Below are 15432 nucleotides of genomic sequence, written 5' to 3'. Positions count from 1 at the left end.
TCAAACAGCACGTACATCCAATTTTCATCACCCCCACCCACGGCACACTCCCCTCATCGCTGATCTTTCAAGGCAGAGGGGAGCACCATGGACCCAGCACCAGAGACAGGGCCCGACGAAGTCGTCACCCTGGTCGTCAAACACCTCATCAAGCAAGGCCGCGAGGCCGACTACGAAGCCTGGCTGCGGCGCATCGTGCGCATCGCCGGTGAGCGCCCCGGCCACCTCGGGGTGGACGTCGTGCGCAGTCAACAGAACGGCCTGGCGCTGTTCACCTGTGTATTGCGCTACCGCTCCACCGACGCGCTGGAGCGCTGGCTCGACTCCCCCGAACGCAACGACCTGATCGCCGAAGCCGCACCCATGCTGGCCGACGGCGACAAGACCGAAGTCGGCGGCGTCAACGAGTTCTGGTTCTCGCCCCTGGCCGACAGCGCCGCCAAGCCGCCACGCTGGAAGCAGGCGGTGGTCACCCTGTTCGTGATCCTGCCGCTGACCCTGCTGGTGCCGCTGGTGTGGGGCCCGGTCCTGCACCTGCATCCCTTTCTCTCCAACTACGTGGTCGCCACCTTCCTGGTGACCCTGACCATCGTGTTGCTGGTGGTCTACCTGCTGATGCCGGCGGCTACCCGCCTGTTCGCTCCCTGGCTTGAAGCCTCTGTAAAGGAAACCCTATGAACGCCGATCTGATTCTGTTCAATGGCCAGTTCCACACCGTGGACCGTGAAAACCCGCGTGCCACCGCCGTCGCCATCAGCGGTGGGCGTTTCGTCGCCGTGGGCACCGACGGCGAGGCCATGGCCCTGCGCGGCAGCGGCACCCAGGTCATCGACCTCAAGGGCCGCACCGTGATCCCCGGCCTCAACGACTCCCACCTGCACCTGATCCGTGGCGGGCTGAACTACAACCTCGAACTGCGCTGGGAAGGCGTGCCATCCCTGGCCGATGCGCTGCGCATGCTCAAGGACCAGGCGGATCGCACGCCGACCCCGCAATGGGTGCGCGTGGTGGGCGGCTGGAACGAATTCCAGTTCGCCGAAAAGCGCATGCCCACCCTCGATGAACTGAACCAGGCCGCGCCCGACACCCCGGTGTTCGTGCTGCACCTGTACGACCGCGCCTTGCTCAATCGCGCGGCCCTGCGCGTGGCCGGCTACACCAAGGACACGCCCAACCCACCGGGCGGCGAGATCGTGCGCGACAGTAACGGCAACCCCACCGGCATGCTGGTGGCGCGGCCCAACGCGATGATCCTGTATGCGACCCTGGCCAAGGGCCCGAAATTGCCGCTGGAATACCAGGTCAACTCGACCCGTCAGTTCATGCGTGAACTCAACCGCCTGGGCCTCACCAGTGCGATCGACGCCGGTGGCGGTTTCCAGAACTACCCTGACGACTACGCGGTGATCGAGCAGTTGGCCAAGGACGAACAGTTGACGGTGCGCATCGCCTACAACCTGTTCACCCAGAAGCCCAAGGAAGAACTCAGCGACTTCAAGAACTGGACCGGCAGCGTCACCCTGCACCAGGGCGATGACTACCTGCGGCACAACGGCGCCGGCGAGATGCTGGTGTTCTCGGCCGCCGACTTCGAAGACTTCCTCGAACCCCGCCCGGACCTGCCGCTGACCATGGAGCAGGAACTGGAGCCGGTGGTGCGTCACTTGGTGGAACAGCGCTGGCCGTTCCGCCTGCACGCCACCTATGACGAGTCCATCTCGCGCATGCTCGACGTGTTCGAGAAGGTCAACCGCGACATCCCGTTCAACGGCCTGCCGTGGTTCTTCGACCACGCCGAAACCATCACCCCGAAAAACATCGAGCGCGTGCGTGCCCTCGGCGGCGGGATTGCGATCCAGGACCGCATGGCGTTTCAGGGTGAATACTTCGTCGAGCGCTACGGCGCCAAGGCCGCCGAAGCCACGCCACCGATCCAGCGCATGCTCGCCGAAGGCGTGCCGGTAGGGGCGGGCACCGATGCCACGCGGGTGTCGAGCTACAACCCGTGGACCTCGCTGTACTGGATGGTCAGCGGCCGCACGGTAAGCGGCCTGGCGCTGCACGCCGAGGGCTTGCCGCGCCTCACCGCGTTGGAACTGTTTACCCACGGCAGCGCCTGGTTCTCGTCCGAGCAGGGCAAGAAAGGCCAGATCAAGGTCGGCCAATTGGCGGACGTGACCGCGCTGTCGGTGGACTTCTTCAGCGTCGATGAAGAGGCCATCAAATGGATCGAGTCGGTGCTCACCGTGGTCGGCGGCAAGGTGGTCTACGGCGCCGGAGACTTCGAAGAGTACGCACCGCCACGTGTGCCGGTGCTGCCGGACTGGTCGCCGGTGGTCAAGGTGCCCGGGCACTGGCGCCCGAGTTCGGCGTTGCAGGCGCAGGTCCACCAGTGCAGCGGCCCGTGTGGCGTGCACGTGCACAGCCATGAAAAAGCGCGTCTTTCCAGCGTGCCGGTCAGCGACTTCCAGGGCTTCTGGGGTGCGTTCGGCTGCTCGTGTTTTGCCTTCTGATTACCCAACCCCCCGTTAGGAGATAACCCCCATGGCTTACAACCGTTTGAACAAAGATGACGCCGTCGTGCTGTTGGTCGATCACCAGACTGGCCTGATCTCCCTGGTGCAGGACTTCTCGCCCAACGAGTTCAAGAACAACGTGCTGGCCCTGGCGGACCTGGCCAAGTTCTTCAACTTGCCGACCATCCTCACCACCAGCTTTGAAAGCGGCCCCAATGGCCCGCTGGTGCCGGAACTCAAGGACATGTTCCCGGACGCGCCGTACATTCCACGCCCTGGCCAAATCAACGCGTGGGACAACGAAGACTTCGTCAAGGCCGTCAAGGCGACCGGGCGCAAGCAGATCATCATCGCGGGCGTGGTGACGGACGTCTGCGTGGCGTTCCCGACCCTGTGCGCGCTGGCTGAAGGCTTTGAGGTGTTCGTGGTCACCGACGCGTCCGGCACCTTCAACGAAACCGTGCAGCAAGCCGCCTGGGCGCGGATGAGTGCGGCCGGCGCGCAACTGGTGAACTGGTTCTCGGTGGCCTGCGAGCTGCAGATCGACTGGCGCAACGACATGGAAGGCCTGGCCAACCTGCTGTCCCAGCGCATCCCGAACTACCGTAACCTGATGAACAGCTACTCGGCGTTTACCAAGTAACCGTTTCTAAAGAACTCTGCTGAACCCTGTGGGAGCCGGGCTTGCCCGCGATGGCGGAGTGTCAGTCGACAACAATGTCTCCTGATACACCGCCATCGCAGGCAAGCCAGCTCCCACATTTTGTTTTGTGGTGTGGCCACTGTCAGGCTATAAAGCCGCTAAATGTCCACCGAGAAGCGACAATGAACCCCTTCGAAGACATGCGCCTGTTCTGCCAGGTCATGGAATCCGGCAGTTTCACCGCCGCCGCCGAGCAACTGGGCCTGTCCAAGCAATTCGTCAGCCGCCGCCTGATCCAGCTGGAAGACCGCCTCGGCGTGCGCCTGCTCAACCGTTCCACCCGCCGCCTGGACGTCACGCCACTGGGCCAGAGTTACTACGAATCCGCCTTGCGCCTGCTCGGTGAAGTCGAGCAAGTGGAGCAGGGCATCGCTGGCCAGAACAGCGAGCCGCGCGGCACCCTGCGCCTGAGTGCGCCGCTGTCATTTGCCATGGCCCATTTGGGCTGCCTGTTGCCGCTGTTCCTGCAGCGCCATCCCCAGGTGTCGGTGGAAGTCGACCTCAGTGACCGTCCCGTCGACCTGATCGGCGAAGGCTATGACCTGGTGCTGCGCATCGGCACCCTGGAAGACTCCACCCTGATCGCCCGCCGCATCGCCAGCATCCCGCGGGTGTACTGCGCCAGCCCCGCTTACCTGGCCTTGCGCGGCACGCCGCAGAAACCCGAAGACCTCAGTGAACACGACTGCCTGCCTTACGGCCATGGCCGTCAGGTTCAGTGGCGTTTCAAGGGCAAGGTGCAGGCGTTGAACGTGAGTGGGCGCATGCGCGTGAACAACGGCGATTTGCTGCGCGACACGGCCATCGCTGGCCTGGGGGTGACGTACTTGCCCACCTTTATCGTCGGCGACGCGTTGAAGGATGGCCGCCTGGTCACGGTCCTGGACGACTTCGCCCCCGAAGCCCTGACCCTTTCGGCGGTGTACCCCCAGCACCGGCAGAGTTCACGGCCGGTGCAGGCGTTGGTGGAGTTTTTGCGCGAACAACTGGCGCAGGGCTGCTGAGAGGCCGGCGTCAGCCGTTGGCGAGGTTGGCCAATTCGAGGCCCGCGACATACCGCTCCAGATTCGCCAAAAACGCATCGGCAATCTCATGGCGGCTGTGGGTCGAAATCGCTGATGTGTGGGGCGACAACCGCACCCTCGGGTGCGTGTACAACGGATGCCCGTCCGGCAAGGGTTCCGGCTCGGTCACGTCCAGCGACGCCAGGCCGACCTGCCCATTGTCCAGCGCCTCCACCAATGCTTCCTGATCCACCAGACCGCCGCGTGCGATGTTGATCAGGTGCAGCCCTGGCTTCGCGCTGCCGAGCACATCACGGTCGACGATATGCCGCGTCGCCTCGGTCAGCGGTGCCGCCAGCACCAGGTGATCGGCACGGGCGAACAGGTCGTGGATGTCCTTGGCCGCCTGCACACCCTCGACGCCAAATGGCGCTGCGCTCTGACGCAACGCCACGACGTTTATGCCCAAGGCCAGCGCCTTGTGCGCCAGGCGTTCGCCAATCGCACCAAAGCCGAGGATGCCCAGCGTGGTGCCTTTGAGCGGACGCAGCGGGGTGAAACTCCACTGTGCATTCTTCACCCAGATGTCCGGCAAATGCTTGGACGCCGCAAAGATCGCCGCTAAGGCGAACTCGGCGAGGTTGTCGGCGGCGCTGCCGCGTGAGGTGGTCACCGGCGGGCCGCTGAACAGCCACTGCGGGTAGAAGTCGATACCCGACGACACCAGGTGCACCCACTCCGCGCCATACGGCCAGCCCGGTGGCGGGGTGTCTGGGGCGCTGTAACCGCGCACGTTGATCGGGCGCAGCAAGAGGATGTTGGCCTGGGGCGGCAGGTCGCTCGGCACGCCCACAGGTACACCGATCACCTGGGCCTGGGGGTGGTGCGCGGCGAGGCGCTGGCGGATCACGTCGTTGTAATCCTCGTCCAGCTGGCTGGCAATAATCACCTGGGTCATGGGCGTTCCTTCTCACGTTGGGCGAACACCGCTTTGCCGACACCTTGCAACACGGCGTCGTTCTGCGGGGTGTGTACGCGGCTGCACAGCACGTCGCGGTAATGCCGTTGCAGCGGGCTATGGCGCGACAGGCCGGGGTTGCCCGAGGCCTCGATGGCCAGTTCCACGGCACGGATGGCGTTATGGGTCACCAGGTACTTCAACTGCGCCGCGTTGGCGGCCGAGGTGTGGCCTTCGGCAGCGGCGTCGAGCAGGCTGCGGTTGGCAAACAGCAGGGTGTCGATATGGCCGACGGTCTCCTGGAAGCGCGGCAGGGTCGACAGGGCTGCACCGAGGTTGGATGGCTTGCGTTCTTCCAGCCAATTCACCAGCCAGTCGCGCGCAGCCTGGGCCACGGCGTCATACACCGATGACAGCAGCACCGACATCCACAGGAAACCCTCGCCATCCAGCTCCGGCGACGGTGCACTCCAGGGGCTGACGCCGACGGCGTGGTCCAGCGGCACCAGCACGTTGTCGAGCACCACTTCATGGCTGCAGGTGGCGCGCATGCCCAAGTGATCCCAGGTGTCGATGATGCTTACGCCGGGGCTGTCCTTGGGCACCAGCCAGGCGCCGACCAGCGGGTCCGGGTCATCGCTGCGCGCCCACACGCTGAACCAGCTCAGGCCGTGGCTGCCGGTGGAGTAGATTTTGCGCCCGCTGATGCGCCAGCCTTCGGCCGTGCGTAGCGCCGTGGTCGCCGGCAGGCCGCCACGGGCCGGGGTGCCGAGGTCGGGCTCGACACGCAGGGCGTTGATCAGCGCGCCGTTGCGCACCGCGTCCTCGGCCACTTGCTGGCGCAGGTGCGCAGGCCAGGTCTTGCTGTCTTGCAGGCGGGTGTGTTGCAGGTACTGCATCACCAGGATCAGCGCGGTGGAGGGTTCACCCTTGGCAATCGCACTGATGGCCTTGCGCGCCTGGGGCAGGCTGGCACCGCCGCCGCCCAAGGCCTTGGGCACGGTAAGCGCGACGAGGCCGTGTTCGTGCAGCAACTTGAAGTTGGCGTGGGGGAAGGCGCCGCTCTCGTCATACAGGTGCGCGGTGCTCGCCAGCTCGGCGCTGAGGCGGTCGAGCAGGGCGTCGAAATTGGCGACTTCCACGGAGCGAAGAGACGGTTGAGACGATGAAGTCATGATGAATGTACTCGGTCAAAAAATGTGGGAGCTGGCTTGCCTGCGATAGCGGTCTTGCAGTTGGCACATTGGTTACTGATGCATTGCTATCGCAGGCAAGCCAGCTCCCACAGGGGAGGGCGAGGTTATTCAGATGGCCAGGCGCACGGGCTGTTGGCCCAGTAAGCGTTCCACCGCCTGCAACACCGGCTCGGCTTCCGTGCGCACCAGCCAGTCCGGGCTGACTTCCACGAACGCCACGGTGCCGTCCCGGGCGATCACCACCACGGTCGGTTGCGGCAATTCCCACGTCCCGGTGCCGGTGGTGTCACCGATGTGATTGCCCTTGGCCAACGCCGCGTTTCGCGAGGCCTCGTCAAAGCTGTAGAGAATGCCCAGGCGCCGCCCGAGGTTGTTGTCCGGGTCGCTGGCCACCAGCAGTCGCAGGGTGTGCCGGGTCTTGATCTCCACCAGACGCTCCGGCACCTGCGGGCTGACGGCTACCAACGGCACGCCCAATTCCCGCAGGCGTGGATAGAGTTGGCGCTCGTAATAAGGCAGGGCGAGGTTGCACGCGGGGCAGCCGGCAAAGCGGAAAAAGATCAGCACCGCCGGGCCGTCGGCTAATAGCAGCTCACGGTTCAGTTCGCCGCCTTCCACGTTGAGCAGCACAAACGGGTCCAGCTCGTCGCCGACCTGCACATAGTCGTCAGGCTGCGCTTCGTTCACCAGGCGCTGGCGCTGGTCGATGTTGACCTGCAAGGCGGCCGGCGCCCAGGTGGCCACGCGTTCGGCATGCAGGTCGGCCAACTGACGGTTCAGGGACTCGCTCATGCCAGCGCCTCCTGCTCTGTCTCCACTTCGCTGGCAACGCTGTAGCGGTTGACCGGCACGTCCAGGCCCAGGTTGTCGCGCAAGGTGTGGCCGCTGTACTCCGTACGGAACAGGCCGCGCTGTTGCAGCACCGGCACCACCAGTTCGGTGAAGTACTGCAAGCCATCGGGCAGTACTGAGTTGATGATGAACCCGTCGCTGGCGCCGGTCTCGAACCAGGTCTGGATCGCATCGGCGACTTGCTCCGGGGTGCCGACAAAATCGCGCTTGGGCCGCGAGAACCGCAAGGCCACTTCGCGCAGGGTCAGGCCTTCGTCCTTGGCCAGTTGCTTGATGCGGTCGGAGCCGCCTTTCTGGCTGTTGGCGCCCAGGTCGCCGAGTTCCGGGAAGGGCGCGTCGAGCGGGTACTGGCTGAAATCGTGGTCATTGAACGGGCGGCCCAGGGCGACGATCGCATCCTCCACGGTCACCAGATCCACGGCCTGCTGATAACGGCTTTCCACCTCGGCTGCATCGCGTCCGACAATCGGGCGAATGCCCGGCAGGATCGACAGGCTGTCGGCGTCACGCCCGAAACCCTGGGCGCGGCGCTTGAGGTCTTGGGTGTAGGCCAGGCCTTCTTCGATGCTCTCCACGTGTACAAAGATCGCGTCGGAGTGTTCGGCGGCAAAGTTGCGCCCGTCTTCGGAGGTGCCCGCCTGGAAGATCACCGGCTGGCCCTGGCGAGAGCGCGCGATATTCAGCGGGCCCTTGACCGAAAAAAACTCGCCCTTGTGTTTGAGCGCGTGCAACTTGGCGGGGGCGAAAAATTCGCCGCTGTGTTTATTGTAGGAGAAGGCGTCATCTTCCCAGGAATCCCACAGGCCCTTGACCACGTTCAGGTGTTCCTTGGCGATGCGGTAGCGCACCGCGTGCGGCGGGTGCTCGGCCTTGCCGAAGTTGTCGGCGGTGCCGCTGAGCCAGGAGGTGACCACGTTCCACCCGGCACGGCCGCCGCTGATGTGGTCCAGGGACGCGAACTGGCGCGCCACCTGGTAGGGCTCGGTGTAGCTGACGGTCACCGTGGCGACCAAGCCGATATTCGTGGTCAACGCGGCCAGGGCCGACAGGATGGTCAGCGGCTCGAAACGGTTGAGGTAGTGCGGGCTGGATTTGGCGTGGATGTGCAGGCTGTCGGCGATGAACACGAAGTCGAACTTGGCGCTTTCGGCCAGCTCGGTCTGCTGCTTGTAAAAGCCGAAGTTGGTACTGGCATTGGGTTGGGCCTGCGGGTGGCGCCATTCGCCCCAGCCGTGACCGACGCCGTGGACCATGGCTCCGAGTTTGAGTTGACGTGGCTTGCTCATGTTCTGCTCCTTGTTTCAGCGCGAGGCTTGGGAAAGTGGGACACGCTTGGCGTTAAAGCTCTTGTCGAAACCCTGCGACACATCGATGCGCTTGGGCAGCAGGCCTTCCTGTTGGTAGGTGTCAGCCGTGGCTTGCAGGCCGCTGATCACGCTGTCGTCAATCGCCACCGGGCTCAGGTGAGTGTCCTTGGCCACCTCCAGGTGCACGGCCAGGGGCAGGCCGGTGATCTTGGCCTGGGCGGCGGCGTACTCGTCGGGGTGCACGTTGGCCCAGGCATAGGCCCGGTCGACCCGCGCCACGAAGTCATCCAGTTGCACGCGCTTGTCGGCAATCGCCTGGCTGGTGGCCGCGAAGTACAAGTGGTTGCTCAACAGCTTGTTGCCGCTGATCAGTACACGGGCGTGGCTTTGGGAGGTGACGACGGTGGTGTAGGGGTCCCAGGTGGCCCAGGCGTCAACGGTGCCGTTGTCCAGCACCAGGCGTGACTCACTGGGCAGCAGGAAGATGAATTGCACGTCCTTGGTGGTCAGGCCGGCGCTGGCCAGGGCCTTGATCGCCAGATAATGGCCGATGGAACCGCGCCCGGTGACGATCTTCTTGCCCTTGAGATCGGCCACGGTCTTGATCGGCGAGTTTTCTGGCACCAGCAGGGCAGTGGTGTTGCGCCCTTCGGCGTGGATGATGCTGACCACCTTGAGCGAGGCGCCCGCGCCGAGTGCGAACACATAAGGCGCGTCGCCCAGGGCGCCGACATCTACGGCGCCGGCATTCAGGGCTTCACCCAAGGGCGAGGCGGAAGGGAATTCCGACCATTGGATGTCGTAAGGCACATTTTTCGTCTCGCCGGAGACTTCCAGCAGTGCCTTGATGGTGGATTTCTGATTGGCCACCCGCAGCGGTTGCAGGTCGGCGGCGTGTGCGGTGCTGATCAGGCCGAGGGCCAGGGCGGTGCCCAGGAGCAGGCGTTTGAAGGGGGTGGTAAAGACCATGGGATGCAGGCTCCAGGTAGCTCGAAAAAGGGTTTGGCTACCTCCGCCTGGAGAAGGGGTCGGTGAGGACTTAACGTTATGCCCATAAAAACTCCCTGTGAAGTTCTTTTTGGTTATAAGTTAATCATTAAAATATCTGATTATGATTTATTTAATTATTCCTGTTTTGCATGATTTTGAGTGCGGCCTGTAGTGAGCGGGCTCGCCCCGCGCCGCGGTCTCCCAGGCACCTGATACACACCTGACACACCGCCGCGCGGGGCAAGCCCGCTCACTACAAGTTGACGGTCAGATCACGTAGAAACCGTGGGTGCCGTCGCGGGCCAGTTGCGCGACCAGGCCGAACTCCCAATCCAGGTACGCCTGCATGGCTTCCTTGGGGTTGTCGGTGCCTTCGTATGGGCGGCGGTAACGGTCGATGCGCGGTGAAGCCAGGCGGGTCTCGCCTTCTTCCAGCGGCAGCTTTTCGGCGATCCACTGGGTGGTGCCGCCTTGCAGCAGGAACACCGGCTTGCCGGTGAGGGCTTCGACGTCTGCCACGGCCAGGCGCGCCAGTTGGCTGCTGCCGCAGGTCAGCACATAACGCTCGGCGGCCGGAACATTTGCCAAGGCTTGCGGCAACTGCGCGCGCAAGGCCCAGTAGGCCCCGGGGATATGGCGCTTGACGTAATTGACGCTGGGGGTGAAATCCAGCACGGCGGTGTCGCCATGGGCCAGCCAGTCCACCAGGGTGTGGGGGCTGATCACTTCAGCCTGGGCCGGCGCGGGCACTGGTGCGACCCATGCACCGGTCTCGCTGAAATGCTCAGGCTGCAGGTCATCCAGCACATGCACTTCCCAGCCCAGTTGGGCGAGCCACGAGGCCGACATATTGGCGCGCACGCCATCGTCATCCGCCAGTACCAGGCGTGCGCCGCGCACGCTGGCCACATGGTCGGTTTCCTGCACCAATTGGCCGCCCGGTGTCGAGCGTGAACCCGGCAGGTGGCCGGCTTCGAATTCTTCCGGGGTGCGCACATCGAACAGGTAGGTGGTGCGGGTCGCTTCCTGCTGCCAGCGTTGCAGGTCGGCCAGGGTGGTGCGGCCGACCCGGGCCTTGTCGGCCACGTGGCGTGCCTCCTTGGCAGCGATCTGGCGGTGTTCTTCCGAGGTCGGCGCAAAGCGGCGCGACTGGCCATGGGCGAGTTTCTGCCCGGCGAGGGTCCAGCCGATGGTGCCGTTGCGCAGGGCCGACACCGGGTTGGCCACGCCGGCGTTGATCAGCGATTGTGCGCCGATGATGCTGCGGGTGCGCCCGGCGCAGTTGACGATGATGCGGGTGGCCGGGTCGGGCGCCAGTTCACGGGCGCGCAGTACCAGTTCGGCACCGGGCACGCTGATGCCGGTGGGAATGCTCATGGTCTGGTATTCGTCGAAGCGGCGGGCATCAAGCACCACCACGTCGGCCTGGCTGTCGAGCAGGGCTTGGACTTCTTCGGCGGCGAGGGAGGGCGTGTGGCGTTCGCTCTCAACCAATTCACCGAAGGCTTTGCTCGGCACGTTCACGTCGATGAACAGTTCGCCACCGGCGTTGCGCCAACCCTCCAGGCCACCTTCCAGCAGGCTGACCTGGGTGTAGCCCAGCGCAACCAGACGCTCGGCGGCGCGGGCGGCCAAGCCTTCGCCGTTGTCGTAGACGGTGACCTGGGTATCACGCCGTGGAATACGTGAATACACCTCCAGCTCCAGCTTGGACAGCGGGATGTTCGCGGCAAACAGCGGGTGGGCTTCGGCAAACGGCGCTTCTTCGCGCACGTCCACCAGGGCGACTTCTTCATGGTCCAGCAGGGCCTGGCGAATCTGCGCGAAGCTGCGGGTCGATACGGTGGTCATAGGGCAGGGCTCTTTTCTTTGGACAAATCCCAGATGTTCGGGAGGAAGGCGTTGGAATAACCGGAGATAAACAGTTTCTCGCTGCCGTCGGGCTGGTACACCGCGCGGCGCACGGCACCGATATTGGCGCCGTAGACGTGGATGCTGATGGACACCTGGTCGCTGTGGGCATTGCTCACCTGGTGAATGTCGCCGACCTTGGGCGACACCGCTTCCACCTGGCCCGGCACCAACTGGATGGGCTTGCCTTCGGCAACCAGGCTGCCGTCGGGGGCGCGTTCAAAACCCTGGGAGAATTCAGCGCCGCGCAACATTCCGATCAGCCCCCACACCCGGTGATCATGAATCGGTGTGCTTTGCCCGGGCCCCCATACAAAGCTGACGATGCTGAAGCGCTGCCGTGAATCGGCGTGCAACAGAAATTGCTGGTAGCGTTCGGGGTCGGGTTGCGCGAATTCGTCGGGGAGCCAATCGTCATGGCTGACCAGCTGCGCCAAGAGCTTGCCGCCACGGTGCAACAGGTCGCCTTCGCGTGGGTTGCCGTCGATCAATTCAGCCAGGGCGCCTATGAAGGCTCTCAGTCTCTCGGGGTGCTTGGCCTGGGTCATGACAACTCCATCGTGTGGTCGGTGGTGATGGGTTTATCTAAGCATAATGTTTATAGTTAATATGCTATTTTTTAATGATTAGCTTATAGCTGTAGGTAATTTAGAACCGGTCTGAATAGTGTTAGACGTTATCGATAGGTCGGTGGGCTATCCAGACCGTGTTCCGACAACTATGCTTCGCACACATCTTAATGACTGTTCTCTATGTGCGGCCCAAATGAAAATTGACGATATCGATGCCTTTGTCGAAGTGATTCGTTGCCAGTCCATCAGCCACGCCGCCGAGTCGCTGCAACTGACCCAGCCGGCCATCACCCGCCGCGTGCAGAACTTCGAGCAGGCGCTGGGGGTGGAGCTGTTCGACCGCAACACCAAGCCCCTCAAGCCTACGCTGATCGGCACCCGGGTGTATGAACAATGCCGGCTGATCCTGCGCGAAATGGATGCCCTGCGGGAGTTGGTCGCCACCGACGCGCCGCCCACCGGCCTGCTGCGCTTGGGCGTGCCGCAGACCATCGGCGATGTGGTGCTGCTCGATGCGCTCAAGCACCTGCGCACCGAATACCCCGACCTGCGCGCCCAGGTCGCCACCGGCTGGGGCAGCCAGTTGGTGGGCAAGATTGAACGTGGCGAATTGGACGCAGCGGCGGCCTTGTTCCCGGCAGGCAAGATCTTCCCGGACAACATCGTCGGCGAGTCCATCGGCAAGATGGAACTGGTGGTGGTCTGCGCCAAATCCCAACTGCCGAAAAAGCCCTGCAAGCTGGCGGACGTGTACCAGAACGGCTGGATCCTCAACCCCGACGGCTGTGGTTTCCGTGCCGGGTTGCAGCGCACCTTGTCGGACCAGGGCCTGGCGCTGCGGGTCAACCTGGAAACCTTCGGCACCGAACTGCAACTGGGACTGGTGGCCGACGGCCTGGGCCTAGGTCTGGTACCGCGCCCGCTGCTGGAACGCAGTGCCCACCGCGAGCAACTGGCGGTGATGCCCCTCAAGGACTTCAAACCGGTGATGGACCTGTGGCTGATCTACCCGCACTTCCTCGGCAACCTGCAAGGGCCGGTGGACGCCTTCGGCAAGCTGGTGGCGGATTCGCTGCACAAGGTCCGCAATGCCGCCTGACCTCTCGCCATCCCTTGTAGGAGCCGGCAAGCCGGGCTCCTACAGGCTGCTTGACGCTGTTATGGTTATGAAAAAAAATAATAATTAGCTTAGATTAAAATGTGCTTTTTATTATTTTTTTGCACCCCGTAGGCTTGCCTGGAAGTCCTTAAGGCCATCCAGGAAGTTTTGCCATGAGCAGCGTCACCTCGATTTCCAGCGTTTCCAACAACGTTCGCCAACGCGTCACCCCGGAAGAATGGGAAGTGCGTGTCAAACTGGCCGCCGCTTATCGCCTGGCGGCCTTGTACAAATGGACCGACCACATCTACACCCACTTCTCTGCCCGCGTGCCGGGCCCGGAGGAGCATTTCCTGATCAACGCCTTCGGCTTGTTGTTCGATGAAATCAGCGCCTCCAACCTGGTCAAGGTCGATCTCGACGGCACTATCGTCGACGACCCCACTGGCCTTGGCATCAACTACGCCGGCTACGTGATCCACAGCGCCATCCACGGCGCGCGGCATGACCTGCAAGCGGTGCTGCACACCCACACCCGCGACGGCATCGCGGTGTCGGCGCAGAAGGACGGTCTGTTGCCGATCTCCCAGCATTCCATCGGCTTCTACGGGCGCGTGGCCTACCACGGATACGAAGGCGTAGCGTTGGACCTGGACGAACGTGAGCGGCTGGTCGCAGACCTGGGTGACAAAAGCGTGATGATCCTGCGCAACCACGGCCTGTTGACCGCGGGTGTCAGCGTCGAGCATGCCTTCCAGCAGCTGCAGGGGCTGGAGCGCGCGTGCAACATCCAGATCGCGGCGCAGGCGGCGGGGAATGCGGAGTTGATCTTCCCGCCAGCCGAGGTGGTGGCCAAGGTCGAGAAGCAGGCCGAAGTGTTCAAGGCAGGGGATGGGCCGGGTGTGGCGCGGCATTGGAATGCGCTGATCCGGCAGTTGGAGCGTACTGATACGGACTACAAAAACTGATCTTGAGCCCAATGAAGACCTAAAAATGTGGGAGCGGGCTTGCTCGCGAAAGCGGCAGATCAGTCGACATCTTTATCCACTGACCGACTGCATTCGCGAGCAAGCCCATTCCCACACAAGCCAGCTCCCACATTTGGTTTTGTAGTGACCTTGATTAAGCGACCTGTTTGGCCTGTTCGCGCTCAGCAATCAACTGGCGGGTGAGGGGGATCAGGCGCTTGCCGTAGTCGATCGCGTCATTGAGCGGGTCGAAGCCACGGATCAGGAACGTGGTGATCCCCAGGTCGTAGTAATCCACCAGCGCTTCAGCCACCTGTTCGGCGGTGCCCACCAGGGAGGTGGAGTTACCCTGCGCCCCGAGCAGCCCGGCGATACCGGTCCACAGGCGCTTGTCCAACCGGGTGCCTTGCGCCGCTGCCGCGAGCAGTCGGCGTGAACCTTCATTCGGCGGTTCGCGCCGCACAAAGCCATTTTTTTCCGCCAGCGCAGTGGCCTGTTGCAGGATGCTGTCGGCACGCGCCCACGCCAGTTCTTCGGTTTCGGCGAGGATCGGTCGCAGTGACAGACTGAAGCGGATCGTGCGCCCATGCTTGGCCGCCTCGGCGCGCACCTGGGTCACGATTTCGCGCACTTGCTCATAGGTTTCACCCCACAGCGCATACACGTCAGCATGCTTGCCCGCCACCGCAATCGCGGCCGCCGAAGACCCACCGAAGTACAGCGGGATATGCGGCTGTTGCGGCGACTTCACCGTGGAGTGCGCGCCTTCGACCTGGTAGTAAGTGCCGTCGAAATCGAACGGTTGCTCGCTGGTCCATTCCTGGCGCACCACGCTCAGGTATTCGTCGGTGCGCGCATAGCGTTCGTCCTTGCCGATATGGCTGCCATCGGCACGCAATTCACGGTCGTCGCCGCCGGTGATGATGTGCACGGCGGTGCGCCCACCGTTGAACACATCCAGCGTGTTGAACTGGCGGGCGGCGAGGGTGGGCTGGGCAAAACCCGGGCGGTGGGCGATCAGGAACTTGAGCTTGCTTGTCACGCTCGCCGCGTGGGAGGCGATCAGCGTGCTGTCCGGGCTGTTGGAATGGAACGCCACCAGGGCGCGGTCGAAGCCGGCTTCCTCGTGGGCGCGGGCCACGGTTTGGACGTAGTCGGGTTGCAGGGTCGGGCCGCTGCGCGGGTGGATTTCGGAAGCGTGGTGGCCGCCGATGTAGCCGATGAATTCGATGCTCATGGTCTGTCCTTGTTCAGTGCGTGGTGGTCACCTCCACCGGGCAAGGGGTCGGTTATTCGCCTTCAAAGTAGGGGCAGCGGCAGGGCCTGTAAAATGCCGATTGGTTCTAACCTAATTAT

General features: G+C 63.5%; 14 protein-coding genes. 6 read left to right on the top strand and 8 right to left on the bottom strand.

All coding sequences use genetic code 11. The annotated features are described in order from the left end of the window. Positions 1-87: 87 nt before the first annotated feature. The 4 genes from HX803_RS18885 to HX803_RS18870 all read left to right on the top strand — a co-directional run bounded on the left by HX803_RS18885 (position 88) and on the right by HX803_RS18870 (position 4223). Positions 88-678 (top strand): antibiotic biosynthesis monooxygenase, encoded by a 591-nt coding sequence (locus HX803_RS18885; RefSeq protein WP_178922516.1) that lies wholly within the window; start codon positions 88-90, stop codon positions 676-678. Continuing rightward, positions 675-2513, top strand: a complete 1839-nt coding sequence (locus tag HX803_RS18880; protein WP_178922514.1) for an amidohydrolase — start codon at positions 675-677, stop codon at positions 2511-2513. Before HX803_RS18885 ends, HX803_RS18880 begins: the two co-directional genes overlap by 4 nt. 31 nt (positions 2514-2544) lie before the next feature. Continuing rightward, positions 2545-3159, top strand: a complete 615-nt coding sequence (gene ycaC / locus HX803_RS18875; protein WP_178922512.1) for an isochorismate family cysteine hydrolase YcaC — start codon at positions 2545-2547, stop codon at positions 3157-3159. A gap of 182 nt (positions 3160-3341) precedes the next feature. Then, positions 3342-4223, top strand: a complete 882-nt coding sequence (locus HX803_RS18870; RefSeq protein ID WP_178922510.1) for a LysR family transcriptional regulator — start codon at positions 3342-3344, stop codon at positions 4221-4223. A 10-nt stretch (positions 4224-4233) separates the two neighbouring features. On the opposite strand, the gene HX803_RS18865 is transcribed toward HX803_RS18870, so the two are convergent. The 7 genes from HX803_RS18865 to HX803_RS18835 all read right to left on the bottom strand — a co-directional run bounded on the left by HX803_RS18865 (position 4234) and on the right by HX803_RS18835 (position 11985). After that, positions 4234-5181: a D-isomer specific 2-hydroxyacid dehydrogenase family protein gene (locus tag HX803_RS18865; RefSeq protein WP_178922507.1), complete on the bottom strand. Its 948-nt coding sequence runs from the start codon at positions 5179-5181 to the stop codon at positions 4234-4236. Next, on the bottom strand, positions 5178-6356 hold the full coding sequence (locus HX803_RS18860; RefSeq protein ID WP_178922506.1) for an acyl-CoA dehydrogenase family protein: 1179 nt from the start codon (positions 6354-6356) through the stop codon (positions 5178-5180). The genes HX803_RS18865 and HX803_RS18860 overlap by 4 nt, the downstream gene beginning before the upstream one ends. A 129-nt stretch (positions 6357-6485) precedes the next feature. After that, entirely contained in the window at positions 6486-7169 is a 684-nt protein-coding gene (locus HX803_RS18855) for a peroxiredoxin-like family protein (RefSeq protein WP_178922504.1), read from the bottom strand. Then, positions 7166-8515, bottom strand: coding sequence for an LLM class flavin-dependent oxidoreductase (locus HX803_RS18850; RefSeq protein WP_178922503.1), 1350 nt, complete (start codon positions 8513-8515; stop codon positions 7166-7168). The genes HX803_RS18855 and HX803_RS18850 overlap by 4 nt, the downstream gene beginning before the upstream one ends. Before the next feature lie 15 nt (positions 8516-8530). Continuing rightward, entirely contained in the window at positions 8531-9505 is a 975-nt protein-coding gene (locus HX803_RS18845) for an ABC transporter substrate-binding protein (RefSeq protein ID WP_178922502.1), read from the bottom strand. A gap of 288 nt (positions 9506-9793) precedes the next feature. Beyond that, positions 9794-11377, bottom strand: a complete 1584-nt coding sequence (locus HX803_RS18840; protein WP_178922501.1) for a rhodanese-related sulfurtransferase — start codon at positions 11375-11377, stop codon at positions 9794-9796. Beyond that, on the bottom strand, positions 11374-11985 hold the full coding sequence (locus HX803_RS18835; RefSeq protein ID WP_178922500.1) for a cysteine dioxygenase: 612 nt from the start codon (positions 11983-11985) through the stop codon (positions 11374-11376). The genes HX803_RS18840 and HX803_RS18835 overlap by 4 nt, the downstream gene beginning before the upstream one ends. 217 nt (positions 11986-12202) lie before the next feature. Here HX803_RS18835 and HX803_RS18830 point away from each other — a divergent pair, with 217 nt between their 5' ends. Both HX803_RS18830 and HX803_RS18825 read left to right on the top strand, forming a co-directional pair. After that, positions 12203-13108, top strand: coding sequence for a LysR family transcriptional regulator (locus tag HX803_RS18830; protein ID WP_178922499.1), 906 nt, complete (start codon positions 12203-12205; stop codon positions 13106-13108). A 173-nt stretch (positions 13109-13281) separates the two neighbouring features. Further along, entirely contained in the window at positions 13282-14076 is a 795-nt protein-coding gene (locus HX803_RS18825; protein ID WP_178922498.1) for a class II aldolase/adducin family protein, read from the top strand. Between the two features lie 154 nt (positions 14077-14230). Here the strand turns inward: HX803_RS18825 and HX803_RS18820 are convergent, their stop codons facing one another. Next, positions 14231-15313: an LLM class flavin-dependent oxidoreductase gene (locus HX803_RS18820; protein WP_178922497.1), complete on the bottom strand. Its 1083-nt coding sequence runs from the start codon at positions 15311-15313 to the stop codon at positions 14231-14233. Between the last annotated feature and the right edge of the window lie 119 nt (positions 15314-15432).

It is taken from the genome of Pseudomonas sp. P7548, assembly GCF_013386585.1.
GTDB lineage: Bacteria > Pseudomonadota > Gammaproteobacteria > Pseudomonadales > Pseudomonadaceae > Aquipseudomonas.
The sequence above is the reverse complement of the archived record's forward strand: the minus strand, read 5'-3'. Positions and strand labels throughout refer to the sequence as shown.